Raw genomic sequence first — 22,839 nt, 5'->3', positions numbered from 1 at the left:
AATAATTAAATATTTCCTTAGAGCTAGGAATAATCCTGATTTTTTGACTAATTTTTGTTACAATGAGAATGCGAAACTTTTTAGTGAAGGGACTAGAGGTATGAAGAAAAACTCATTTATAGATAAAATAAAAAAAACAGATGCCGCAGCAAAGAGTCAACGAGGTAGAAAGCCACATATTCCTTTTCGATTGAACTTATTATTTTTTGTGATATTCACTTTATTTGTTTCATTAATTGTTCGTTTAGGGTATTTACAGATTGTAGAAGGAGAAGAGTTTAACAAAAAAATCACTGCCAATTCTTCACTACAAATCACGACACCATCCCCTCGAGGACAAATTTATGATTCACAAGGAAAAGTCTTGGTTTCTAACAAAGCCAATTTAGCAATCACTTACACACGAGGAAAAAATATTGAAGGAAAAGATATTTTACCGATTGCGAATAAAGTCAACGAACTTATTAACGTTCCAGTTGATCCAAACTTAACGGACCGTGATAAAAAAGATTATTGGTTAGCGAATCCTGAAAATTTAAAAGCAGCCCAAGCCCGTTTAACCGATCAAGATAAAGAAGATGAAAAAGGCAACAAAATTACGGACGAAGGCACATTATATGCCAAAGCCGTTGAAAAAGTCACCCCTGAAGAAATTGCGTTTGATGACCGAACCTTACAAGCAGTAACGATTTTTAAACGAATGAATGCAGCGTCACAAATGAACACGGTCTTCATCAAGAATGAAGGGGTAACAGAAGGTGAAATTGCGACAATTGGTGAACACACAGCGGAAATATCTGGTGTTTCAACAGGGACTGATTGGACGCGTGATTATTCTCAAAGTGGCGCATTACGTAGCCTGTTGGGCACCGTTTCAACTGAAAAACAAGGATTGCCAGCCGAAGAAGTCGATGAATATTTGAAAAAAGGCTATGCACGAAATGACCGTGTTGGAACTAGCTATTTAGAAAAACAATATGAAGACGTTCTACAAGGTAAAAAAGCAAAATCAGAAGTCGTTTTAGACAATAACGGAAAGATTGTTTCACAAACCCCAATTTCCAAAGGGGAAAAAGGCTCCAACTTAAAATTAACGATTGATTCAAATTTCCAAAACAAAGTTGATGAAATTTTACAACGAAACTATTCACAAATAGTCAAAACCATTGGACCATACTCAGAAAATGCATATGTCGTTGCTATGAACCCTCAAACAGGTGCTATTTTAGCGATGTCCGGATTTCATCATGATTTAGCAACTGGAGAAGTCACACCTAATCCTTTAGCACCTATTTTGAATTCTGAAGTTCCTGGATCAGTTGTGAAAGCAGGTACTTTAACAGCCGGTTATGAAACAGGCGTCATTAAAGGCAATGATGTTTTAACAGATGAAGCTATTTTACTAGCAGGTAGTAATCCAAAAGCTTCTTGGTGGAATGCTTCTGGCGGAACAACCATGCAATTAACTGCGGAGCAAGCGTTAGAATATTCTTCGAATGCTTATATGATGAAATTAGTCTTTAAAATGATGGGTGTGAATTATTATCCCAATATGATTTTCCCTTATGAAGTAGGAGATGACACTGTCTTTAAAGAATTAAGAAAAGCTTTTGCAGAATATGGTATGGGAACGAAAACTGGAATTGATATACCAGGAGAAACAACAGGAATTCAAAACAAGGACTTTAAGGATTCGTCTTCTGCGCCACAAGGCGGTAATCTTCTTGACCTATCTTTTGGGCAATATGATACCTATAGCGCCTTACAATTAGCACAGTACGTTTCCACTGTCGCAAATAATGGTATCCGCGTGCAACCCCATGTGGTAGAAGGAATCTATGGCAATGATGAAAATGGAGCTTTAGGAAAAATTTTAAAAGAAATTGAACCAAAAGTTTTGAATAAGGTGAATATTTCTGAAGACCAGATAGGAATTCTTCAACAAGGTTTCTATAATGTAGTAAATGGAACTAGTCCTTTTACAACTGCACGTGGTTTAAAATCAGACAAGTTTTCGATTGCTGCTAAAACAGGGACCGCCGAAACGCAAGCAACAGATGCTAATGGAGTAAACCATACAACGGTTAATAGTAACTTGGTGGCTTATGCGCCGTACGAAAATCCTGAAATTGCAATTAGCGTTGTTTTACCACACTTAAATGATGAATCTTCCAAACCAAATCAAACGATTGCCAAAGAAGTTTTAGAAGCGTATATGGAAATGTACAAAAAATAAAATTTGTAAAGTAGAACTACTTTACAAATTTGCCCAAAAGGGTAGTCAAATGACAAAAAAAATGGTATGATATTCAAGTCTAAGAAATCTCTTGGAAAGATCAATTATTAGTAGGAGGGGAAAACATGCGCGTAAACATCACTTTAGAGTGTACTTCTTGTAAAGAACGTAACTACTTAACAAATAAAAATAAACGTAACAATCCTGATCGTTTAGAAAAACAAAAATATTGCCCACGTGAAAGAAAAGTTACTTTACACCGTGAAACTAAATAATTTAGTTAGACAGAGCCTAGAATCCTTGTTGTGTAAGGGTCTAGGCTTTTTATCTATTGATTCATTACATGTTCATTTGTAGATGGAATGTAGAGGGAGGATTACCCAAGTTTGGCTGAAGGGGACGGTCTCGAAAACCGTTAGGCGAGTAACATCGTGCAAGGGTTCGAATCCCTTATCCTCCGTACCGAGAAGCAGTTGAGTTATTAGTTGCAAATAAAACGACAGAGACGTACACTTAAAGTAGAAAAATACTTAAGAAGAGGTGTCTATTATGTCAAACTATGAAGAAAAAGAAGCGCAAGCATTAGCAAAAATTGCAGACATTTTGAATAAATTGGATGCAAGTTTAGAAGAGTTGGACTCGCTAGATGAGGATACAAAAAAACATAGTATGAAGAAATGGATTGTTGAAAAAAAAGCCATTCATGAGATTAAAAAAATTGCACACGAAGCTGGTAAGTATGACAAGTATGATGAAAAAGAATTAGAAAAAGAAATGGATCTGTTGGAAAAGTTTATGTAAAAAAGCGCTAGCTTTTGTTCAACAGTTATTTAATTTTGAGTCTAGAATTAATCGTTTTGATTTTTTCTAGGCTTATTTTTTATGAAGTAAGCAAATCGTATCGGGAGAGGTATTGAATTAAGAAATAAAGCATGTATTGATTCAGAAAAAAAGTTGTAGTAAAATGTTCGTCACAACTACTTTTCTTATAATTTCATAGAAGGAAAAGTTGGAATAATGAATTGAGAAGAGTCGATTTTTAGGAGATGATTTTAGGTGACTTTTTATCAATTATTGCAGTTAGATCCATTTATTTTAAAACAAAAAATTCATCAAGCGGACACTAAAAAACAGCGGAGATATTTTTGGCGCGCCTTGTTAATAAGGGATATCTTATTAGTTTCGTTTGCGATTTTATGGGTGTCGACGATTACTTTTTTCTTTGGAAAAGCTGTAGCGCCTTTTTCAATTGTATTATTTTGTTTGCTGTTGAGTATCCGTTTCGTCTCATATGGCTACAGGGAAAAACAGGCCTTGCCTAGTTTAGGAATCGTGTTAACAATTCTAGGTGTTAGTCCACTAATTTCACTGATTTCTGTATCATTTTTACAATTGGGTCTTCATTTTATCTGCTTGCTGGCATTGTTTTTCTTAACTGGTAAAAACCCTAAAATGGGTAATCCTGGCTTGTATACGTTCTCCTACTTATATTTAGTTGGCACGGTTCACTATCAATCGTTTCAGCAATTAGAACAAACTTTCTTTGTATTAGTGTTTGCCTATTTACTTTTAGCTTTTGTTTATCATGTGAAACATAAAAAGTTGGATCAAGAGATTACTTTTATACAGATGGTTACAGAAAATGGTTTTTTTAATCAAAGAAATATTTGGTTTGGTTATTACGCTTTAGGCATTAGCTTATTACTTTTTATAGGAACGCACCTTCAGATTGACCGCTTTATGTGGGCAACATTCGCTAGTTCGTCATTATTTTCTGGGTATGAGACGTTTAAATTGTCTGAACGAGCCAAAGAACGAATAATAGGGGTCGTTATTGGTTCTCTAGTATCGGCTATCTTGTTATTTTATATACCAACGAACCTACTTGGTATTTTAGGAGGACTTTGTTTAGGCTTATGCACATCTTATAAAAGTAAAACGATTTTTAATTGTGTTGGTGCTATCATGGCAGCTTCTATGATATTTGGGCTAGAAACAAGTCTTTACTTAAGAATTTTGTTAAATATGTTGGGGCTAGCTTACGGTTTGCTTTATCATTTTGTCTTTGTAAAAACTATGTCCTATTGCAATCGCAAAGAGTGGCTGAAATTGTCTGAATAAAAGGAGCCTAACATTCTTTCTTGAAAGAATGTTAGGCTCCTTAGACATTTTTGTTTATATTCCATATTATCAAATTATATGCATGCTGTTAATCAATGCCCAACTGCTATATCAAATGTCGCAATTTTTGCTGAGTCAGTCGGTACAAGGTCTAGTTCCACTTCGTCAAACTGATTGCCATCAACTGGTATCCCAAAGTAAATGGTAGATGGTCCAGTTCTACTTTTATAGACTATTATCTATTAGTATACCTAAATTTCTATTTAATTCGTAATGACTGACCAGGATAAAAAACAGAAGTTTCAATGCCTGGATTTAATGCTAATAATTCTTCTAAGGTTAAACCATTTCTTTCGGCTAACTGTCGCCCACCTTCACCACTTCGTACCGTATCGTATATAGGTTGGTCTGATTTAGAATTTTGTATTTGTTCACGAGAATCAGAGTTTTGTGGTGGTTGCTGTTCAGATTGTTCAAAAACTTGTTGAGTTTGATTATTTCTTTCAATTAATTGTTCCAACGTAATATTACCTAGATAAGTGTATATTTGTCCATTAACAGTTAAAGTACCATCATTATTTTTCGTTACTGTTCGGGGCGTATTATTCAAAAGAAACGTCATTGTTTGATTACCATTCTCATCCACAGAAAAACTTACATTTTGAAGAGGAACATTCGATTGAGTAATGCTAGTGAGTGTTCCGTCAGCATTTATAAAAAATAAGTTATCACTTTGAGGAATACCCCAACCGCCTATAAAATCAGCTAAGCTAACTTGTGGTAGCGGTTCTTTAGTAGTAGATGAAGAGGTAGATTGGTTTGTTTCAGATGAGACGTTTTGATAATTAGAGTTGGTTTCTTCCGTTTTATCTTTTTGAGTGGAAGAATCAATACTTTTCTTTGTGTAAGGTTTCAAAACTAGTTTTGCTTGGTTATCAGAATTGTTTGTCTTAATAGGAGTGAAAAGTAGATTTTGCTTTTCTTTTTTTATCTTGTAAGCTACTTCTTTTCCTTCATTTTCCCAACGAATTTGATTGTTTTTTAGATGGTATTTGACTTTGTATTCTATTTTATTTGCAATTTGTTTACCTAATTCTTCGCCTGCTTTTTCCAAATCATTTTTTGCAGTTGATGTGTGTTCATCTGTATTGATTTTGAAAGTAGCGGTATCTTCGCTGAATGATACAATCATTACTACTTCATCAACGTTGGAGTTTACGGCCCACTCGTTTGCCATTAGCTCTTTTGTGGTCACTTTATTTCTGCAAGAAGTAAGGGTCAGTAAGGATAAAAAAACAATCAACCCCAGCAAACTTTTTTTCATTTTTAACTCAATCCTCTTTTCTATTTTTTTGTATCTTCGAATCTCTCTCAACCCCAGCCAACCACTCGCTGATAACAAGTACCAAAACGGCATAAACTGGATTAGATAGCGAGAGCGGCCGCCTTCAAAGAGCAATAAATACAGAATAGCTCCAATGAAAGCTAATTTTAAAATCGCGTAGTTATTTTTTGAATCTTTTAGAGGGATACTGAACAATAGACCTAGTAATGTGAGTAAATAGAAAAAATGCATATAAATTCGTAGATAGTTACTTTTGGGATTTTGCGGATAATACAGTGACCGCAAGTGTTCTTGCCAACGATTTTTAGAAGGTGTTTCTGGGATTAAATCACCGCCATCCCAACCCCAGTCAAAATCACCATTGGCAGTATTATGACGATTTTTTTGAGCCAGAAAACGGAGATAACCGAAGAATCCTTTATTTTTTAAACGGTCTTGAATCGTTTTTATGGTATAAGCTTTTTTGGCTTCTTGTGTAGGCAACTGATTTACTGCTTGTGTATCTGCATCATTGTAACCGCCAGTTCCAGTCAAACCCATCATTACAAAAAGTGTCCAAGGTTTGGCTTGTTCTTTATCGATTTCCGTAATCGTTTGTTTTTCCACAAAAAATTGAAAACTATAATATGCGCTGGCGAAACCAGTCAGTAAAAAGAGAGCAACCACGGTTAATTTTACGATAGACTGTTTGTTCCGATTTACTAAAAGAAGTTGCAGCACTTTGATACAACTAAATGCAATAAAAAAGATAATAGACGAAGGTTTCATTAAAAAACACCAAGCTAGGCCAATCCCAATAAACAGTAATAAACAATATTTTACGAAGGGAGGGGAAACTTTCTCAAAAAGGCTATATGCAAAAAAGACTAGGTTGATGAACAATAAGACGGCCGTATCTGTATAAGGCGTGAGTAACCATGGAGACAATCCGAAAGAAAGAAAAAATAAACTATAAGCAACGAAGGCCGTTAATGGATTGAAGACACGTTTAGAGGCATGATAAAAGAGAAATAAACTGCTATTAATAAACAAGCAATTAACCACTTGCCAACTAAACCAAGTGTTGCTCCAGCTCCCTGTTACATCAATGAAACGCAAAAATTTATTCAGGTAATACATCATGAAAAAGAAAAATTCGTTATTGGGGTTTAAAGAAAGTACGATTTTTGAATAATCCCTATTTTCAGTGGTAATACTATGAAAGTTGTCAAAAACATCCCAGCCAATCGGCACAGTAATCTGCGTCAGGAGTAAAAGTTGCAGTAAAAATAAACTGACCAAACTACCAATAATAACCACACGATCATGGGTTTTTATTAAGTGCCAGAGCGCTTGAATCTTAGTGTAAAGAAATTTTTTGTTTTTATAAATAATCAACAATAGAATAATTAATAGAGGAAGTAAAACAAGCAAGTGCTTAGGCTTTTCCCAAAGAATTTTTACCAGAGAATAGGGAGAGTTAATTGCGCCGTAAAAGACAAATAAAATAAAAAAAGTAAAAATATAATTTTCTAGATTCAGAATCCGTTTAAAAGTAGCCATATTTTCTCCTTCCATTTTTTTAGCTAGACTAGTTCTTATTTTATCATAAAGATTTTAAAATAAGAAAAAAGCCCTTCTTTTAAAAGAAAGGCTTAAAACTTTTCCTTACTTCACTTCTTTGTAACGGAAGAAGAAGCGTAAGACGCTATTTTGGCTAGTTGTTGTTAGTTTATCTGTCGGTAAGACTGTTAGTAAGAAGAAAAACAGACTAATCACAAGAGTGAAAAATAAGAAGACGGGACTGCCACCTGTTATCACAGTATCTGTTTGAACATCATATTTCAGTGTTGACATAACAGAGAAAACTTGTGTATAGCTACAGGCAATAGAAAGTAGATATAAAACAAGCACGCCCCAACCTGTCATCCCAGCATCACGATAACGACGTACACACATTGCCCACGTTGGTAATAATAAAGCTAACCATAAAACAAGTGCAAAAAGCATTAACGGTAATAAGTTTCCAAAATCATAGGTTTCAAAATATTCAGCTGCTAAAATTGCTGACACGGCTTTGCCGACAATGGCAATATAAAAAATAAGTGCTAAAATGCTTAATACCAATGTCATCCACCAATAACCAGCACGTGTGGTCCGACCTTTAAAATCAACATATCCACGAAAATAATCTTTAAAAGCTTGTCCAAATGTTACTTTACCTTTTTCCTCAATTTTAACCATAAAAACACCCCTTTGTATTTAATAAAATGATTATAACGGAAAGTAATAAAATAGGAAAATGCGAATTCGCATATTTTGTGATTTTTTTGATAAATCATATAAAGAGCAGGTTTTATCAAAAAACGGTAAAATAAGAGAAGATATTTTATAATGGAGGAATCATGAATGAAAATCAGTATTAGACATCGCTACATAGCAAAAATTCCAGCATTAGAAGTGACAACAGAAGAGCAAAAAAACGAAGCATTACCTTTAATTGTTTACTATCATGGTTGGCAATCAGCTAAAGAATTATCTTTAACACAAGCAAGAAAATTAGCACACGAGGGGTTTCGGGTCATTTTACCAGATGCCATGAACCATGGAGAAAGAAAAACAGGACCTATTTCCACGATTCCATCGATTACATTTTGGAGTAGCATTCAATATAATTTGATTGAATTTCCAGTAATTATCCATCATTTTCATAAATTAGGGTTGATTAAAGAAAATTGGATTGGCGTAGGTGGTGTATCCATGGGCGGTATTACTACCAGCGCTCTTATGACCCAACATCCTGAGATTCAAGCGGCTGCTTGCTTAATGGGAACACCCTATCCGGCGCGCTATATTCAGCGAGTGATTCAACGGGCGAAAGAATTTGCTATTTTTGTGCCTAAAGACTTGCCACTGTTGCTAAGTTGGGTGCATCAATACGATTTATCACAAACGCCAGAAAGACTGCAAGAACGACCGATGCTGTTTTGGCATGGAACGGAAGATGAAAAAATTCCTTATGAAGACATGGCTGATTTTGAACAATTAGTGTCTGGGAAAACGTATGCGAGAAATACGCAATTTATAACGGAAATCGGTGAGCGGCATTTAGTGAAAGGAGAAACAATGGATTTGGTTGTTGACTTTTTTAAAGAAGCGTCAAAAACGTTAGAAAAATAACGGGATTTTTCAAATAGAAAAGGGGAATCAGCTTGTTTTTTAAGAACACTTTCTATAAACTTAACAGAAAAGGGGTTGAAGGTGTACATGGAGAAAAACAAGTTGAGAAAAGTGGGCTTAACTGCCCTGGAATGGCTAAAACAACATCCAGAAATTAAACAACATAAAGAATCAAGTCTCTATGAACAGTTGTTTGCTAGTCAGCAATGGCAACAAGCACAAACAATCGGAATGATTCGGGCGTTACCGCTAGAATTATCAACACAGCCAATTTTCGAACGGGCCATGCAAGAAGGCAAGCAAGTGGCGGTGCCGCGAACATTTAAAGGAGGAAAAATGTACTTTTATCAAGTTTTTCCAGAGACGGTTTATGACACCAGTGCATTTGGCGTGGAAGAACCTCCGTTAACAGCGGCAGAAATAACAGCTACAGCGATTGATTTATTGATTGTGCCAGGGATTGTTTTCAATCGTGCTGGCTATCGAATAGGCTTCGGCGGTGGTTTTTATGATCGTTATTTGGAACATTTTTTGGGCCATTCATGTAGTTTAGTTTTTAGTGAACAACTCCATGAACAATGGCAACCAGAAGCGTTTGATCAGCCAATCGAACAATTATTTATACAATAGGAGGAATGGAATGAACTATCAAACAGAAATGAAATTGAAACGGCTAAAAAATCAGCCGTTCATTACGTATGCCCTTTTAGGTATTTCAATCATTGTTTTCCTTGGATTGGAATTAACTGGAGGATCAGAAAATATTTTAAACTTAGTTAATTGGGGAGCAATGGTTCGTCCACTGGTAGCTCAAAATCATGAATACTGGCGGTTTATCACGCCAATGTTTCTTCACATTGGGTTTATGCATATTATTTTGAATATGGTTACTCTTTATTATATCGGCGCACAGGTTGAGGCAATTTATGGGCATTGGCGCTATTTGGGAATTTATTTATTGAGTGGGATTGCTGGAAATATCGCCAGTTTTGCCTTTGGGACACCCAACAGTGTCTCAGCGGGTGCTAGTACAGCGCTTTTTGGTTTGTTCGGCGCATTTGTTATTTTAGGACGCCATTTTAGAGACAATCCAGCGATTATGTATATGGTGCAACGCTATTCAATGTTTATTGTGATTAATTTGTTATTTAACTTGTTTAGTAGCTCTGTAGATATGATGGGTCATGTTGGCGGTCTAATCGGTGGACTATTAGTCGCGACGGCTTTTGCTGTTCCAAATCGTCAAGAAGCATTTAATAAGCACGAGCGAATTATGGCCACGTTAATTTTTATTTTTCTTGTCGTAATTTGTCTGTTATTGGGTTTTAAAAAATACGGTTTACCTGTATAATAAGGAAGTGTTTTCGTATGGAAACGTTATATGATGTACAACAACTTTTTAAACAGTTTGGGATGTATATTTATGTCGGTGCACGGATTTATGATATTGAGTTAATGATGATTGAATTAAAAAAATTGTATGAAGGTCAATTGGTAGACCGAGATACGTATTTACAGGCCCGGCATATTTTGCAAAGAGAGCATCGAATAGAAGAATCTAGAGGGAAGCAGAAAGGAATCGACTAAATGGATAAGAAGATTATTGGGATTGATTTAGGTGGAACGACCATCAAATTTGCTATTTTAACAACCGATGGCGTTGTTCAACAAAAATGGAGTATTGAAACGAATATTTTAGAAGATGGCAAGCATATTGTGCCATCAATTATTGAAAGTATTCGTCACCGTATAGATCTTTATAATATGAAAAAAGAAGATTTTGTGGGAATTGGTATGGGAACACCAGGAAGTGTCGACATTGAAAAAGGAACTGTTGTAGGTGCCTATAATTTAAACTGGACGACTGTACAGCCTGTCAAAGAACAAATCGAATCTGCTTTAGGAATTCCGTTTGCATTAGATAATGATGCCAATGTTGCCGCTTTAGGTGAGCGTTGGAAGGGCGCGGGGGAAAACAATCCCGACGTGATTTTTATTACTTTAGGAACAGGTGTTGGCGGAGGCATTGTTGCAGCGGGAGAATTGCTCCACGGTGTTGCTGGCTGTGCTGGTGAAGTTGGGCATGTGACGGTTGATCCTAACGGCTTTGACTGTACCTGTGGGAAACGTGGCTGTTTAGAAACTGTTTCTAGCGCCACTGGTGTCGTTCGTGTTGCACGTCATTTATCAGAAGAGTTTGCAGGTGACTCTGAACTGAAACAAGCGATTGATGATGGACAAGATGTTTCGAGTAAAGATGTTTTTGAATTTGCTGAAAAAGGCGATCATTTTGCTTTAATGGTTGTGGATCGTGTTTGTTTCTATTTAGGCTTAGCCACAGGAAACTTAGGTAACACGTTAAATCCAGATAGCGTGGTTATCGGTGGAGGTGTTTCTGCAGCAGGAGAATTTTTACGTAGTCGTGTCGAAAAATATTTCCAAGAATTTACTTTCCCACAAGTTCGAAATAGTACAAAAATCAAATTAGCAGAGCTAGGTAATGAGGCCGGCGTCATTGGTGCCGCTTCACTAGCATTACAATTTTCAAAAGAGAAATAGAGAGGGCTTTTTAGAATGAGTATTTTATGGGTAATCAATGGCATTTTGCTAGTTATTGTACTAGCGATGGTATTCAATGAATTATATTTGAAAATTATGGTGAAACGTTCAGCAAAAATGCTGACGGAAGAAGAATTTAAAGAAACAATGCGTAAAGCACAAGTGATTGACGTTCGTGAGAAAGATACATTTGATGCTGGGCATATTTTAGGGGCGCGCAGCATGCCATACAGCATGTTAAAAACAACAATTGGTTCTCTTCGTAAGGATCAACCTGTTTATCTTTATGATCAGAAGAAAGCTTTAAGTATCCGAGCAGCTAATTTATTACGCAAAAATGGCTATACTGATATTTATATTTTAAAAGGCGGCTATGATGGCTGGACTGGGAAAGTGAAAAAGAGAAATAGTTAATAACAAAAAGAGTTGGTCTTCATTGAGACCAACTCTTTTTGTATAGGAAAGCTTAATAGAGATGTTGCTTTTTGTCAGTCCTCACTTTTTGAGCTACAATAAAGAGAAGAGGTGAAGGCAGATGATTCAAATCAAGCGAGCATATGAAGCACCGACAGAGCAAGATGGCTACCGTGTTTTAGTTGACCGTGTTTGGCCACGAGGAAAATCCAAGGAATCTGAAAAGTTAGATGAATGGCTCAAAGAAGTGGCCCCAAGTACAGAGCTACGGAAATGGTTTAATCATGAAGCAAATAAGTATCCTGAGTTTAAACAAAAATACCAAGAAGAATTGAAACATGAGCCAACTGCCACAGCGTTTAAGCAGTTACAGACGATTGTAAAAAATCAGCCAGTAGTCACGCTGGTCTATGGGGCGAAAGATACAGTGCATAATCAAGCGGTTGTCTTAAAAGAATTATTAGAAAAATAGAGTAGGTGATTGGATGAAAATTGCAATTGTAGGTGCTGGACCCAGAGGCTTATCAGCTGCAGAACGAGTCATTGAATGGGCTCGTAAAACGGAAATAAATGTTCAGCTCACGTTGTTTGATCCATACGGTCCAGGTGGGAAAATTTGGCGAGCAGAGCAACCTAATTATTTATTAATGAACACCGTGATTAGCCAAGTCACTTTATTTACAGATGAATCTTTTAGTGGCGAAGGACCAATTGTCAAGGGCCCCACTCTCTATGAATGGACCCAAACAGAAGCTGCGCAGTACATTCAACAGCAACAACCCTATAATTATCTTGAGTTGTTGAAAGAATGTCATCGCCTTGGACCGAATGATCACTGCTCAAGGGCTTTTTATGGCATGTACCAAAAATGGTTTTATACGTATTTAGCCACGCGGTGTAACGAACAAACATCGCTGACGTTTTTTAAAGAGCCAGTAACTGCTGTGCGGGCAGGAGAGGATAACTATTATGTGTATACTCAATCCATTGAGTTTACGGCAGACAAAGTAATTTTAGCTTTGGGTCACCAAGAAAATGAATTAACGACTGTTGAACAAGAGCTTGCGGACTACGCCAAGGAGCATCGTTTGTTTTATTCTTCTCCTAAAAATGCAGCGGATGCTTTATTGGCACTTGCCAATATACCCGCAAAACAACCCGTTGTGTTAAAAGGCTTAGGTTTGGCATTTTTTGACTATTTATCTGCCTTGACGATTGGCCGCGGGGGTGTTTTTTCTCGTCAAAATGGCCGCTTACGTTATGAACCTTCTGGAAGAGAGCCTATTATTATTGCTGGTTCTGGTCGCGGTTTTCCTTCTCATCCTCGAGGGATTAATCAAAAAGGCTACGGGGAAACCTATCAGCCTGTTTTTTTAACCGAAACGTATTTAGCTGAATGTCGTAAAAGAGGACAGGTTACAGGCGCAGAGTTTTTTGGGTATTTAAAAAAAGAAGTGGAATATGTGTATTACACTTGCTTAATCGAAGAAAAATATCCGCATCTTTCTAAAGAGGCCTTTCAACAGCTGTTTATTCAAACCAAGGGAGCGCCGGAAAGCTTAGCCCACTTTGAAAAACAAGATTGGTTTGATTGGCAAGCGTTAGAACATCCTGAAACAAAGAAAACCACTCATGAAAGTTTTCGTTCGTTTTTACTAGAGTATTTAAAATGGGATATTCAAGAAGCAGAGAAAGGCAATCTTAGCGGTCCTTTGACCACTGCTTTAGACAGTTTAAAAGATTTAAGAGATCAGATTCGCTTTGTTTTGGATGAAGGGTTATTAACGAATGACGAGAGTCAAAAGTGGTTGTGGCATTGGTTTACCCCGTTGAATACCTTTTTGTCAGTGGGACCTTCTGTTGAAAGAACAGAAGAGCTACAGGCGTTAGTTGAACTGGGATTAGTCACGATTCTGGGGCCAGAAATGCGTGTCGAAATGAAAGCGGGTCAATTTATTACTTATGCTAATTTGTTTCCGGAAAATCGGTATAATAGTCACTTTTTAATTGAAGCGCGCATTCCCAAAGTTAATAATGAAAAAAGTTTGAATCCTTTAACGAGGCAGTTGTTAGCCGATAAGCTAGCTACGCTCCATCAACTGGCATTAGCTGATGGTCAAATAGTCAAAACAGGTGCACTCTTGATTGTGCCTGCCACGAATCAAGTCATCACAAAAGATGGACAGGTGGCGACAGGCCTTTTTAGTTGTGGTATTCCAACAGAAGGGATTCATTGGTTAACAGCCGCTGCAGCTCGTCCTGGTGTGGATCCTTGGAATATGCGCGATATGGATCGGATTGCTGCTACTATTTTTAATAGTTAAGAAAAATAGTCAGCTCCTTTGGTAAAAAAGAAAGCATAACAAGTGGTCATCCATCGCTTTGATGGATGACCACTTGTTATGCTTAAGAGAATCAACCAAGCCAGAAGCGCTCCTGTTGATTTCTTGCCGTTAGATTTTTTATCTCAACGTCACAGCTATTTTTTAACGTGCAATACGTTTACGCATCGCTTTTTTACGGTTTTCTTCAATCATATCTTCTTTTTCTTCAATTGGATCAATGACTGTTTTTTTAATAGTTGTAGCCACACCGGCTAAAGCAGCAACTGTGATAGCAGTACCGACTAACATACCTGATACAAATTTTTTCATCGTTCATTCCTTCTTTCAAATTGTATTTGTTTCTATTATGACGGAAAAAAGCAAAAAAATCCAATAGTTACAATGATTTTTCATAAACTCTACGACTAATTTAGAGATTTGTTAAAATTTACCAAATCTTTTCTGTATTTTTATAGGAAAAATGAATAAGGAGAAATGGCCAAATTAAATCCTGTTTACAAAATGAAATAATTCAGAAGTAGACCTTATTTAATGGTACAATAGAAAAAGAAATTAGAGAGTAAAAGGAGCGTATTTATGTCTATTTTAGTATTAGGTGGCGCAGGCTACATCGGCTCACATGCCGTTGATCAATTAATTTCAAAAGGATATGCCGTTGTGGTTGTTGATAATTTATTAACGGGGCATCGTGCAGCAGTTCATGAACAAGCGACTTTCTATGAAGGCGATATTCGTGATAAAGCTTTTTTACGTAGTGTCTTTGAAAAGGAATCAATTGAAGGGGTGTTGCACTTTGCGGCCAATTCTTTAGTAGGAGAATCCGTGGAGAAACCGTTAATGTATTTCAATAACAATGTTCACGGCACTCAAATTGCCTTGGAAGTCATGCAAGAATTTGGAGTGAAACATATTGTTTTTTCTTCCACAGCGGCCACTTATGGCGAACCAAAAGCAATGCCTATTACAGAAGAAACCCCAACGAATCCTAAAAACCCGTATGGGGAAAGTAAATTAATGATGGAAAAAATCATGAAATGGTGCGACAACGCTTATGGAATGAAATATGTTGCTTTGCGTTATTTTAATGTTGCGGGAGCAAAAAAAGATGCCTCAATTGGTGAGGATCACACGCCAGAAACGCATATTGTGCCAATTATTTTACAAGTGGCATTGGGCCAACGAGCAGAGCTAAGTATTTTTGGGGATGATTATGATACACCAGATGGCACGTGCATTCGAGATTATGTTTATATTGAAGACTTGATTGCAGCACATATTTTGGCTTTAGAATATTTGAAAAATGGCGGCGAAAGTGACGTCTTTAACCTGGGTAGCAACAACGGCTATTCTGTTAAAGAAATGTTAGATGCTGCTCGCGAAGTGACAGGCCAAGAAATTCCTGCGACAATCGCGCCACGCCGAGCAGGGGATCCTAGTACATTAATTGCTTCTAGTGAAAAAGCCAAACGAGTTTTGGGCTGGCAACCAGAAGTAACTGAGGTCAAGGACATTATCGCCACCGCTTGGCAATGGCATCAAGCTCATCCACATGGATATCAAGAAAAGTAATAGGAGGAATGAATCGATGACCACGAGTCAAATGATTGCCGATTTTACCACACTTGCTATTCAAGCAGGTGGTTGGATGGAATTGGATCGCTTATATCTTCAGAACCGTTTATTATCAATGATTGGTGAACAAGAATTAGGCGAAGTAGACATACGGCCTGTGGCAACACCCGCCGCTGATTTGGCGGAACAATTGTGTCAAGTTGCGAGTGCCAACCAACTTGTAAAAACAGAGCAACAAAAAGAACAGTTCATGGTGCAATTGATGGATTTGTTGACACCGCCACCTTCCGTGGTTAATGCTTTTTTTGCACAACATTATGCCAAAGAGCCACAAGAGGCTACCGAGTATTTTTACCAACTTTGTCAAAAAAACGGTACGGTCATTGAACAGGAAGAACCTGTTGTTTTTTCAACAGTCTATGGTGATTTTTTAGCAAATAAGGTCCACAGTGAGGCGCCAAAAGCAACGCTCTCTGCACATAGCTATCCCCGCTGTGAATGGTGCATGGCAACAGAAGGCTACCAGGGAAGTCAGCAATTTCCTGCGAATACGAACCATCGAGTGATTCGAATGAACTTAGATGGCGAAAGCTGGGGGTTTTCCTTTGTAAAACAGGCACAATATCAGCAACAAGGTGTGATTGCGTTTGAAAAACATCAGGCAGCGAAACGTTCAATTAAGACTTTTCAGCAATTGTTGAAAATTGTTGAGGTCTTTCCTCATTATTTTGCTGGGATTGATGCTGACTTTGAACAAAATGAGCATGTCTATTATCAAACGGGTTTGCAACAATTTCCATTAGCCGAAGCGAGCATTTCAGAATATGTTGAGTTAGCTAACTATCCTTTAATCAACGCAGGAATGGTGAATTGGCCAGTTGCGACATTTCGCTTAGAGGGACCGAATGCGTCAGAAGTTGCCCAAGCCGCAAATGATATTTTTGAGCAGTGGCAAATGCTAAAACTGCCAACGGATGAGATACAAATCGTTGCCCGACGAAAAGAACTTTTATATGTCATGGACTTAATTTTTAGTCGACCTCAAGCAAAGCCTTCGTTAACGTTAGCAGAAGTCCAAGGTTTAACGACTTGGAACAACCAGAAAACGCAGGCACTTGAAACTGTCGCTTCAGCGTATCAACAGCGATTAAAAGAAGCCAGTGCGTTTGCAGAAACAAGTGAAGGAAAAGCGGCTTTTTTAGCAATGGTTGCGCCAGTGACTCATTAAAAGAAAAAAGATGCCGAATGACTAAAAATCACGTATAATAGATAAGAATGAAAAATAAGGGAGGGTAAAAAATGGCTTATCAAGCACTTTATCGGGTCTGGCGTTCACAACGTTTCGATGACGTAGTAGGACAAAAAGCAATTACTCAGACACTGAAAAATGCGATAGTGCAAAAGAAAACATCTCATGCCTATTTATTTACTGGCCCTCGTGGTACAGGTAAAACCAGTGCCGCAAAAATTTTCGCTAAAGCGATTAACTGTAAACATAGTCAAGATGGTGAACCTTGTAATGTTTGTGAAACCTGTGTAGCCATTACGGAAGGTCGTTTAAATGATGTCATTGAAATTGATGCGGCGAGTAATAATGGCGTGGAAGAAATCCGTGATATTCGTGATAAAGCAAAGTATGCACCGACACAAGCCGAGTACAAAGTTTATATTATTGATGAAGTTCATATGCTATCAACAGGCGCGTTCAATGCACTTTTAAAAACCTTGGAAGAACCGCCACAAAATGTTATTTTTATCTTAGCAACGACTGAACCACACAAGATTCCGTTAACGATTATCTCACGGACGCAACGCTTTGATTTTAAGCGAATTAGTACGCAAGATATCGTCGATCATATGGCCCATATCATGCAGGAAATGGCTCTCGATTATGAGGAACAAGCCCTTTATGTGATTGGGCGTGCTGCGGAAGGCGGGATGCGAGATGCCTTGAGTATCTTGGATCAAACGATTTCCTTTAGTGATGAAAAAGTAACACTGGAAGATGCAATGCAAGTGACAGGCAGCCTAACCTATGAAATGATGGATCATTATATTCAGTGTTGTGTCGCCGGTGATGTTGAACGAGCATTAGAAGGCTTGGAAAGTATTTTAGGCGAAGGCAAAGAAGCGCGCCGTTTCTTAGAAGATTTGTTATTATATTGTCGAGATTTGCTGATGTATCAGCAAGCACCGAAGTTATTAGCAGAAAAAGCAGGAACTTTGACAGAAGCATTTAAGGAACTAGCTACACAAACACCAGCTGAAAAAATCTACCAACTAATCCAAATTTTAAGTGACACACAAAATGAGATCCGCTTTACCAACAATGCGAATATCTATCTGGAAGTAGCCACTGTCAAATTGGCTAAAACGGTGCAACCCAATAAACACAACACGCCAGAAACAACTAATCAAGGTGGTAGTGCAGAGGGAAATCCAGAATTAGCAGATTTACAAAATCAAATCGGGCAACTGAAGAAAGAACTGGCTGAATTAAAGAAACACGGTGTAGCTGTCAAAGAAGCAGATGCGCCACGTCAACAAGCACGACCACAAGCGCCAAAAAGTTCGTTCCGCGTACCCACAGAACGCGTATATCAAGTCTTAAACGAAGCGACTAGAACACATTTAATGAATGTGAAAAATGTTTGGGAAGACTTACTGCAAACATTATCTGTGACTCAACGAGCGATGCTAAAGGCTAGTGAACCTGTCGCAGCAAGTCCTAAGGGGATCGTGGTGGCATTTGACTATGAGATTGTTTGTGCTCGTGCAACAGACGATGAAGAGATGCAGTTAGCTTTCAATAATAATTTAAGCCGTTTGATGGACTATACACCAGAGATGGTCTGCATTACTAGAGAAAGCTGGCCAAAACTAAGACAAAGTTTTATTAACCAAAATCAGGGCAGTTTGAATCATTCTGAACCTGAAAATGAAATGGCTCGTCTAGCGGACGAACCGCCTGTAACAAATGAACATTCACAAGAAAATCCAGTAGTAGATGAAGCAATCGCTATGTTTGGTGAAGAGCTTGTCGAAGTACTAGATGATTAATATGAAGGAGTCGAGGAATTATGATGCGAGGAATGGGCAACATGCAAGGCATGATGAAACAAGTACAAAAAATGCAAAAAGAAATGGCCAAAGCGCAAGAAGCGCTAAATGAAAAAGAATTTATCGGTGAAGCCACCAATCAACTTGTGACAGCGACCTTTACTGGTGATCGCACAATGAAAGATTTGACCATTAAAGAAGACGTGGTTGATCCTGAAGACGTTGATATGTTACAAGATTTAGTCATTATGGCTGTCAACGATGCGTTAGTAAAAATTGAAAAAGAAACTGAAGCAACTTTAGGTAAATATACCAAAGGAATGCCAGGATTCTAAAAAATAAGACAAACGAAAGTATGAAAAACATCATGCCCAAAAAATCGAACTTTTTGGGCATGACGTTTTTTCTGTTTTTGTGGGAAAACTCTTTGGCAATTTTAGTAGTCGCTTCCAAAAAACTATGCTATACTAAAGCCAATTGAAGAGAAACATTTGGGGTGCTATTAGCTGAGATTATACCCATGGAACCTGAAACAGTTAGGACTGGCGCAGGGAAATGTCTTGAAATTTTGACCGATTATTGCACCCAACTACGTTTATTTGTGGTTGGGTTTTTCTGTCTTTTTCAGTCGCGCCTCCTTTTGCTTCTCGCAGAAAGGAGTTTTTTTACGTGGAAAAAAATCGAATCCACAGAGTTACGTTACTAGCTTTAATGATTGCGATGGACGTCGTATTATCACCGTTAATGCGAATTGAGGGAATGGCCCCTATGTCCAGTGTCATGAACATTATTGCCGGAGTTTTATTAGGTCCTCTTTACGGAACGCTCATGGCACTTGTCTGCGGCTTAATCCGTATGACATTCTTAGGTATTCCGCCATTAGCGTTAACAGGTGCCGTCTTTGGCGCATTTTTTGCTGGTTTATTTTATCAATGGGGACAAAAATTAGGCTGGTCGATGCTAGGGGAAATTTTTGGTACAGGCATCATTGGCTCGTTATTGTCCTATCCTGTAATGGTTTGGTTTACTGGCAGTAAGCAGAATTTTTATTGGTTCATTTATACACCACGATTTATTGGTGCCACACTGATTGGTTCAGTGATTGCTTGGCTTGTCTTAGTAAAACTGAAAGAAACTCGAGTATTTAAACAAACACAGGAATTATTTTTGGGAGGGTACTTTTATGAAAACAAGCGTTAAGTTTGAAACGATTTTTCCACTGACAACGGCACCATTAATTCAGTGCATTACGAATGAAATTACGTGTGAGTCTATGGCGAATGCATTACTTTATATTGATGCTAAGCCCATTATGGCAGATGATCCCCGGGAATTTCCGCAGTTGTTTCAGCAAACCAGTGCTTTGGTTTTGAATTTAGGCCATTTATCACAAGAACGAGAGCAAAGCTTGTTAGCAGCTAGTGATTATGCTCGGCAAGTGAATAAACTGACCGTAGTCGATTTAGTTGGTTATGGCGCTAGTGATATTCGCAATGAAGTCGGGGAAAAGCTGGTGCACAATCAGCCAACCGTTGTGAAAGGGAATCTTTCAGAAATGCGGACTTTTTGCCAGTTGGTGAGTCATGGTCGAGGAGTAGACGGCAGCCCTTTGGATCAAAGTGAAGAAGCAATTGAGGAACTGATTCAAGCTTTACGTCAACAAACGCAAAAGTTTCCCCAGACGGTATTTTTAGCAACAGGGATTCAAGATGTTTTGGTTAGCCAAGAGCAAGTGATTGTCTTACAAAATGGCGTTCCTGAGTTGGATTGTTTCACTGGCACGGGCGATTTAGTCGGCGCATTAGTTGCCGCTTTATTAGGTGAAGGCAACGCGCCAATGACTGCGGCAGTAGCCGCAGTGAGCTATTTTAATCTTTGCGGAGAAAAAGCCAAGACTAAGAGCCAAGGGCTGGCCGATTTTCGCCAAAATACGTTAAATCAGTTATCTCTTTTAATGAAGGAGAAGGATTGGTTTGAGGCGGTGAAAGGACGAGTGCTATGAGAGAGCAATTGAAAGTTTATTTGGTGACAGGACGGTATGATTTTAGTGATACTGAATTTTTAAAACGAATTGAAACTGCTTGTCGCAGTGGAGTGACATTGGTCCAACTGCGTGAAAAGGAAGTGTCAACACGGCGCTTTTACGAATTAGCAGTGAAAGTTAAAGCGGTAACAGATGCGTATCAGATTCCGTTGATTATTAATGATCGTGTCGATATTTGCTTGGCAGTGGATGCGGCAGGTGTGCATATAGGGGATGATGAATTACCGGTTGCTCTTGTGCGAAAACTGGTTGGGTCCACAAAAATCGTAGGTGTTTCAGCCAAAACGGTGGCACGAGGAGTTGAAGCGGAAAACGAGGGCGCCGATTATTTAGGCGTGGGCGCAATTTTCCCCACAACGACTAAGGACAGTCCGTTAACTTCTTTGCAGACACTTTCTGAAATTGCCGCAGCAGTCACGATTCCTGTTGTAGCGATTGGTGGAATCAAAGAAGAAAATATAGAACAACTTATGGGAACGGGAGTGGCTGGTGTTTCACTGGTCAGTGAAATTATGCTGGCTGAACAGATAACCGAGAAAGTTCAAGGGTTGATGCGTGTAACGGAGCGAATGTTGGAGGTGAGAAAATGACCGAATATAATTTGACCCCACAAGTAGTCACGATTGCTGGTTCTGATTCTGGTGGGGGAGCTGGCATGCAAGCAGATTTAAAAACATTTCAAGCACGGCAGGCATTTGGCTTAAATATTGTCATTGCATTGACGGCACAAAATACGTATGGCGTGCAAGATAGCTTACCGATTCCTAGTTCATTTATTGATGAACAATTCCAATCACTGGCGGCTGATTTTAAAATTGGGGCAGCGAAAACGGGGATGTTAGCAGATAGTGAGCGTGTCGAAGCTGTTGTTCGCAATTTGCAGAAAGTTGATTTTGGTCCGTTGATTGTCGATCCTGTAATGGTGGCTAAAGGTGGACATCATTTGTTAGAAGCCGAGGCAGTTCAAACAATTAAAGAGCAACTGTTGCCATTAGCAACGGTCGTGACACCTAATTTACCAGAAGCGGAAGTTTTACTAGAGACGACCATCAAGACAGAACAAGAAATGCAGACCGCAGCAAAAAAATTACAGCAATTGGGCACAAAAAATATTATTATGAAAGGCGGACATAGCACAAATCAACAAGCGGCTGATTATGTGTTAATGGAAGACGGTTCGAGCTTTTGGCTAAGTGCACCACGAATTGTAACGAAAAATACTCATGGAACAGGAGATACTTTTTCAGCGTGTATCGCAGCCGAATTAGCAAAAGGTACGCCGTTAGAAGCGGCGATTGTGATTGGCAAACAGTTTATACAAGGGGCCATTAGCCAAGCAATTTCTGTTGGACATGGTCACGGACCTACTAATCATTGGGCCCAATTAACGCAAGATATTCAAGTTATTAAAGCATAAGAAGAGCCTGGGGAAAAATCTAAAATGATTTTTCCCCAGGCTTTAAATAGCTTAAAGTTCCCTCTTAATATAGTTTATAAACGTTTTGTTCACTAATCTTCACATTTTAAATAAATTTCTTGGCCTTGTTCTTGCAAATGAGCCACGTGGGATTCTCCCCAATTACATAAGTTATCTAAGACAGCAGAGAGGCTTTGACCATAATCGCTTAAATAATATTCGACTTTTGGTGGAACTTGGTTGTAAACTTTTCGCTCGATAATGTTGTCTTCTTCGAGTTCCCGTAATTGTTGTGTCAGCATTTTTTGACTAATGCCAGTAATACCGCGTTTTAAATCGCTGGGGCGCATGGCGCCGTGCCGTAAATTACACAGAATAATTGGCTTCCATTTGCCACCAATAACATCCATCGTTGCTTCGACACCAATCGCATATGTACGAGTTTCCAAAAAACATTCCTCCTTAACAGGTTGATAATAAACAAGAGTTACTAAAAGGTACCTATGATACAAAAAAGTAGGTACTTATCAAAAATTCAATCTTAGTATATAGTAATTTTTGTTGAAA

At 38.2% G+C, this 22,839-nt stretch carries 24 protein-coding genes, 1 tRNA gene, 1 pseudogene and 1 riboswitch; of the genes and pseudogenes, 21 read left to right on the top strand and 5 right to left on the bottom strand.

Annotated features, from left to right (window positions below):
- The first annotated feature begins 100 nt into the window (after nucleotides 1–100).
- The 5 genes from IGJ90_RS11445 (at nucleotide 101) to IGJ90_RS11425 (ending at nucleotide 4,357) form a co-directional block, all read left to right on the top strand.
- Entirely contained in the window at nucleotides 101–2,236 is a 2,136-nt protein-coding gene (locus tag IGJ90_RS11445) for a peptidoglycan D,D-transpeptidase FtsI family protein (RefSeq protein WP_002359399.1), read from the top strand.
- 125 nt (nucleotides 2,237–2,361) lie between these two features.
- Nucleotides 2,362–2,511, top strand: a complete 150-nt coding sequence (gene rpmG, locus IGJ90_RS11440) for a 50S ribosomal protein L33 (protein WP_002356321.1) — start codon at nucleotides 2,362–2,364, stop codon at nucleotides 2,509–2,511.
- A 95-nt stretch (nucleotides 2,512–2,606) separates the two neighbouring features.
- Nucleotides 2,607–2,696 (top strand) — tRNA-Ser (locus IGJ90_RS11435).
- A gap of 89 nt (nucleotides 2,697–2,785) precedes the next feature.
- Nucleotides 2,786–3,037: a hypothetical protein gene (locus IGJ90_RS11430; protein WP_010713122.1), complete on the top strand. Its 252-nt coding sequence runs from the start codon at nucleotides 2,786–2,788 to the stop codon at nucleotides 3,035–3,037.
- A 255-nt stretch (nucleotides 3,038–3,292) separates the two neighbouring features.
- Nucleotides 3,293–4,357, top strand: coding sequence for an FUSC family protein (locus tag IGJ90_RS11425; RefSeq protein ID WP_438768136.1), 1,065 nt, complete (start codon nucleotides 3,293–3,295; stop codon nucleotides 4,355–4,357).
- Nucleotides 4,358–4,616: 259 nt separating this feature from the next.
- On the opposite strand, the gene IGJ90_RS11420 is transcribed toward IGJ90_RS11425, so the two are convergent.
- From IGJ90_RS11420 to IGJ90_RS11410, 3 genes and pseudogenes are all read right to left on the bottom strand, one after another.
- Nucleotides 4,617–5,549, bottom strand: a complete 933-nt coding sequence (locus tag IGJ90_RS11420) for a DUF4950 domain-containing protein (protein WP_438768334.1) — start codon at nucleotides 5,547–5,549, stop codon at nucleotides 4,617–4,619.
- Between the two features lie 147 nt (nucleotides 5,550–5,696).
- A pseudogene (locus IGJ90_RS11415) lies at nucleotides 5,697–7,259 on the bottom strand (hypothetical protein); the annotation flags it as partial.
- A gap of 90 nt (nucleotides 7,260–7,349) precedes the next feature.
- Nucleotides 7,350–7,925: a DUF805 domain-containing protein gene (locus tag IGJ90_RS11410; protein WP_002356327.1), complete on the bottom strand. Its 576-nt coding sequence runs from the start codon at nucleotides 7,923–7,925 to the stop codon at nucleotides 7,350–7,352.
- A gap of 165 nt (nucleotides 7,926–8,090) precedes the next feature.
- On the opposite strand from IGJ90_RS11410, the gene IGJ90_RS11405 reads away from it, so the two are divergent.
- From IGJ90_RS11405 to IGJ90_RS11370, 8 genes are all read left to right on the top strand, one after another.
- Nucleotides 8,091–8,861 (top strand): alpha/beta fold hydrolase, encoded by a 771-nt coding sequence (locus IGJ90_RS11405; RefSeq protein ID WP_002356329.1) that lies wholly within the window; start codon nucleotides 8,091–8,093, stop codon nucleotides 8,859–8,861.
- Between the two features lie 87 nt (nucleotides 8,862–8,948).
- The gene (locus IGJ90_RS11400; protein WP_002410102.1) at nucleotides 8,949–9,491 is read left to right on the top strand and encodes a 5-formyltetrahydrofolate cyclo-ligase; all 543 of its coding nucleotides are present in this window, start codon (nucleotides 8,949–8,951) and stop codon (nucleotides 9,489–9,491) included.
- A 10-nt stretch (nucleotides 9,492–9,501) separates the two neighbouring features.
- A complete protein-coding gene (locus IGJ90_RS11395; protein WP_002367232.1) occupies nucleotides 9,502–10,212 on the top strand; it encodes a rhomboid family intramembrane serine protease in 711 nt (236 codons plus the stop codon).
- A 17-nt stretch (nucleotides 10,213–10,229) separates the two neighbouring features.
- Nucleotides 10,230–10,448, top strand: a complete 219-nt coding sequence (locus IGJ90_RS11390; RefSeq protein ID WP_002356332.1) for a YqgQ family protein — start codon at nucleotides 10,230–10,232, stop codon at nucleotides 10,446–10,448.
- On the top strand, nucleotides 10,449–11,420 hold the full coding sequence (locus IGJ90_RS11385) for an ROK family glucokinase (RefSeq protein WP_002356333.1): 972 nt from the start codon (nucleotides 10,449–10,451) through the stop codon (nucleotides 11,418–11,420).
- Nucleotides 11,421–11,435: 15 nt separating this feature from the next.
- Entirely contained in the window at nucleotides 11,436–11,834 is a 399-nt protein-coding gene (locus IGJ90_RS11380) for a rhodanese-like domain-containing protein (protein ID WP_002356334.1), read from the top strand.
- A gap of 121 nt (nucleotides 11,835–11,955) precedes the next feature.
- Entirely contained in the window at nucleotides 11,956–12,306 is a 351-nt protein-coding gene (locus IGJ90_RS11375; RefSeq protein WP_002362343.1) for a DUF488 domain-containing protein, read from the top strand.
- 13 nt (nucleotides 12,307–12,319) lie between these two features.
- Nucleotides 12,320–14,158, top strand: coding sequence for an FAD/NAD(P)-binding protein (locus tag IGJ90_RS11370; protein WP_104659746.1), 1,839 nt, complete (start codon nucleotides 12,320–12,322; stop codon nucleotides 14,156–14,158).
- A 162-nt stretch (nucleotides 14,159–14,320) separates the two neighbouring features.
- On the opposite strand, the gene IGJ90_RS11365 is transcribed toward IGJ90_RS11370, so the two are convergent.
- Nucleotides 14,321–14,488, bottom strand: coding sequence for a DUF3042 family protein (locus IGJ90_RS11365; RefSeq protein ID WP_002356337.1), 168 nt, complete (start codon nucleotides 14,486–14,488; stop codon nucleotides 14,321–14,323).
- Nucleotides 14,489–14,755: 267 nt separating this feature from the next.
- Here IGJ90_RS11365 and galE point away from each other — a divergent pair, with 267 nt between their 5' ends.
- The 8 genes from galE (at nucleotide 14,756) to thiD (ending at nucleotide 22,272) form a co-directional block, all read left to right on the top strand.
- Entirely contained in the window at nucleotides 14,756–15,748 is a 993-nt protein-coding gene (gene galE / locus IGJ90_RS11360) for a UDP-glucose 4-epimerase GalE (protein ID WP_002367230.1), read from the top strand.
- Complete coding sequence (locus IGJ90_RS11355) at nucleotides 15,729–16,979, top strand: UDP-glucose--hexose-1-phosphate uridylyltransferase (protein WP_438768133.1); 1,251 nt, start codon at nucleotides 15,729–15,731, stop codon at nucleotides 16,977–16,979. Before galE ends, IGJ90_RS11355 begins: the two co-directional genes overlap by 20 nt.
- A 71-nt stretch (nucleotides 16,980–17,050) precedes the next feature.
- Entirely contained in the window at nucleotides 17,051–18,811 is a 1,761-nt protein-coding gene (gene dnaX, locus IGJ90_RS11350; RefSeq protein WP_002367228.1) for a DNA polymerase III subunit gamma/tau, read from the top strand.
- A gap of 20 nt (nucleotides 18,812–18,831) precedes the next feature.
- Nucleotides 18,832–19,146 (top strand): YbaB/EbfC family nucleoid-associated protein, encoded by a 315-nt coding sequence (locus IGJ90_RS11345; RefSeq protein ID WP_002382484.1) that lies wholly within the window; start codon nucleotides 18,832–18,834, stop codon nucleotides 19,144–19,146.
- Between the two features lie 147 nt (nucleotides 19,147–19,293).
- Nucleotides 19,294–19,382: riboswitch (TPP riboswitch) on the top strand.
- Nucleotides 19,383–19,522: 140 nt separating this feature from the next.
- Nucleotides 19,523–20,011 (top strand): energy coupling factor transporter S component ThiW, encoded by a 489-nt coding sequence (gene thiW / locus IGJ90_RS11340; protein WP_002356342.1) that lies wholly within the window; start codon nucleotides 19,523–19,525, stop codon nucleotides 20,009–20,011.
- Complete coding sequence (locus IGJ90_RS11335; protein WP_002367227.1) at nucleotides 19,995–20,813, top strand: hydroxyethylthiazole kinase; 819 nt, start codon at nucleotides 19,995–19,997, stop codon at nucleotides 20,811–20,813. Before thiW ends, IGJ90_RS11335 begins: the two co-directional genes overlap by 17 nt.
- Nucleotides 20,810–21,445, top strand: coding sequence for a thiamine phosphate synthase (gene thiE / locus IGJ90_RS11330; RefSeq protein ID WP_002365071.1), 636 nt, complete (start codon nucleotides 20,810–20,812; stop codon nucleotides 21,443–21,445). The genes IGJ90_RS11335 and thiE overlap by 4 nt, the downstream gene beginning before the upstream one ends.
- Nucleotides 21,442–22,272 (top strand): bifunctional hydroxymethylpyrimidine kinase/phosphomethylpyrimidine kinase, encoded by an 831-nt coding sequence (gene thiD, locus IGJ90_RS11325; protein WP_002367225.1) that lies wholly within the window; start codon nucleotides 21,442–21,444, stop codon nucleotides 22,270–22,272. Before thiE ends, thiD begins: the two co-directional genes overlap by 4 nt.
- 92 nt (nucleotides 22,273–22,364) lie before the next feature.
- On the opposite strand, the gene IGJ90_RS11320 is transcribed toward thiD, so the two are convergent.
- Nucleotides 22,365–22,721: a winged helix-turn-helix transcriptional regulator gene (locus IGJ90_RS11320; RefSeq protein ID WP_002356348.1), complete on the bottom strand. Its 357-nt coding sequence runs from the start codon at nucleotides 22,719–22,721 to the stop codon at nucleotides 22,365–22,367.
- Nucleotides 22,722–22,839 lie beyond the last annotated feature (118 nt).

Origin of the sequence: Enterococcus sp. AZ129 (genome assembly GCF_051714505.1) — a bacterium.
Taxonomy (GTDB): domain Bacteria; phylum Bacillota; class Bacilli; order Lactobacillales; family Enterococcaceae; genus Enterococcus; species Enterococcus faecalis.
Note: the sequence above shows the minus strand (reverse complement) of the source record. Positions and strands in the feature narration are given on the sequence as shown.

Coding starts and splice junctions, on each gene's coding strand:
- IGJ90_RS11345 (WP_002382484.1), top strand. CDS start 18,832: ATGATGCGAGGAATGGGCAACATGCAAGGCATGATGAAACAAGTACAA.
- IGJ90_RS11445 (WP_002359399.1), top strand. CDS start 101: ATGAAGAAAAACTCATTTATAGATAAAATAAAAAAAACAGATGCCGCA.
- IGJ90_RS11385 (WP_002356333.1), top strand. CDS start 10,449: ATGGATAAGAAGATTATTGGGATTGATTTAGGTGGAACGACCATCAAA.
- IGJ90_RS11355 (WP_438768133.1), top strand. CDS start 15,729: ATGGATATCAAGAAAAGTAATAGGAGGAATGAATCGATGACCACGAGT.
- IGJ90_RS11365 (WP_002356337.1), bottom strand. CDS start 14,488: ATGAAAAAATTTGTATCAGGTATGTTAGTCGGTACTGCTATCACAGTT.
- thiD (WP_002367225.1), top strand. CDS start 21,442: ATGACCGAATATAATTTGACCCCACAAGTAGTCACGATTGCTGGTTCT.
- IGJ90_RS11410 (WP_002356327.1), bottom strand. CDS start 7,925: ATGGTTAAAATTGAGGAAAAAGGTAAAGTAACATTTGGACAAGCTTTT.
- rpmG (WP_002356321.1), top strand. CDS start 2,362: ATGCGCGTAAACATCACTTTAGAGTGTACTTCTTGTAAAGAACGTAAC.
- IGJ90_RS11420 (WP_438768334.1), bottom strand. CDS start 5,549: ATGATTGTATCATTCAGCGAAGATACCGCTACTTTCAAAATCAATACA.
- thiE (WP_002365071.1), top strand. CDS start 20,810: ATGAGAGAGCAATTGAAAGTTTATTTGGTGACAGGACGGTATGATTTT.
- thiW (WP_002356342.1), top strand. CDS start 19,523: ATGATTGCGATGGACGTCGTATTATCACCGTTAATGCGAATTGAGGGA.
- IGJ90_RS11375 (WP_002362343.1), top strand. CDS start 11,956: ATGATTCAAATCAAGCGAGCATATGAAGCACCGACAGAGCAAGATGGC.
- IGJ90_RS11370 (WP_104659746.1), top strand. CDS start 12,320: ATGAAAATTGCAATTGTAGGTGCTGGACCCAGAGGCTTATCAGCTGCA.
- IGJ90_RS11400 (WP_002410102.1), top strand. CDS start 8,949: ATGGAGAAAAACAAGTTGAGAAAAGTGGGCTTAACTGCCCTGGAATGG.
- IGJ90_RS11405 (WP_002356329.1), top strand. CDS start 8,091: ATGAAAATCAGTATTAGACATCGCTACATAGCAAAAATTCCAGCATTA.
- IGJ90_RS11335 (WP_002367227.1), top strand. CDS start 19,995: ATGAAAACAAGCGTTAAGTTTGAAACGATTTTTCCACTGACAACGGCA.
- IGJ90_RS11390 (WP_002356332.1), top strand. CDS start 10,230: ATGGAAACGTTATATGATGTACAACAACTTTTTAAACAGTTTGGGATG.
- IGJ90_RS11380 (WP_002356334.1), top strand. CDS start 11,436: ATGAGTATTTTATGGGTAATCAATGGCATTTTGCTAGTTATTGTACTA.
- galE (WP_002367230.1), top strand. CDS start 14,756: ATGTCTATTTTAGTATTAGGTGGCGCAGGCTACATCGGCTCACATGCC.
- IGJ90_RS11430 (WP_010713122.1), top strand. CDS start 2,786: ATGTCAAACTATGAAGAAAAAGAAGCGCAAGCATTAGCAAAAATTGCA.
- dnaX (WP_002367228.1), top strand. CDS start 17,051: ATGGCTTATCAAGCACTTTATCGGGTCTGGCGTTCACAACGTTTCGAT.
- IGJ90_RS11395 (WP_002367232.1), top strand. CDS start 9,502: ATGAACTATCAAACAGAAATGAAATTGAAACGGCTAAAAAATCAGCCG.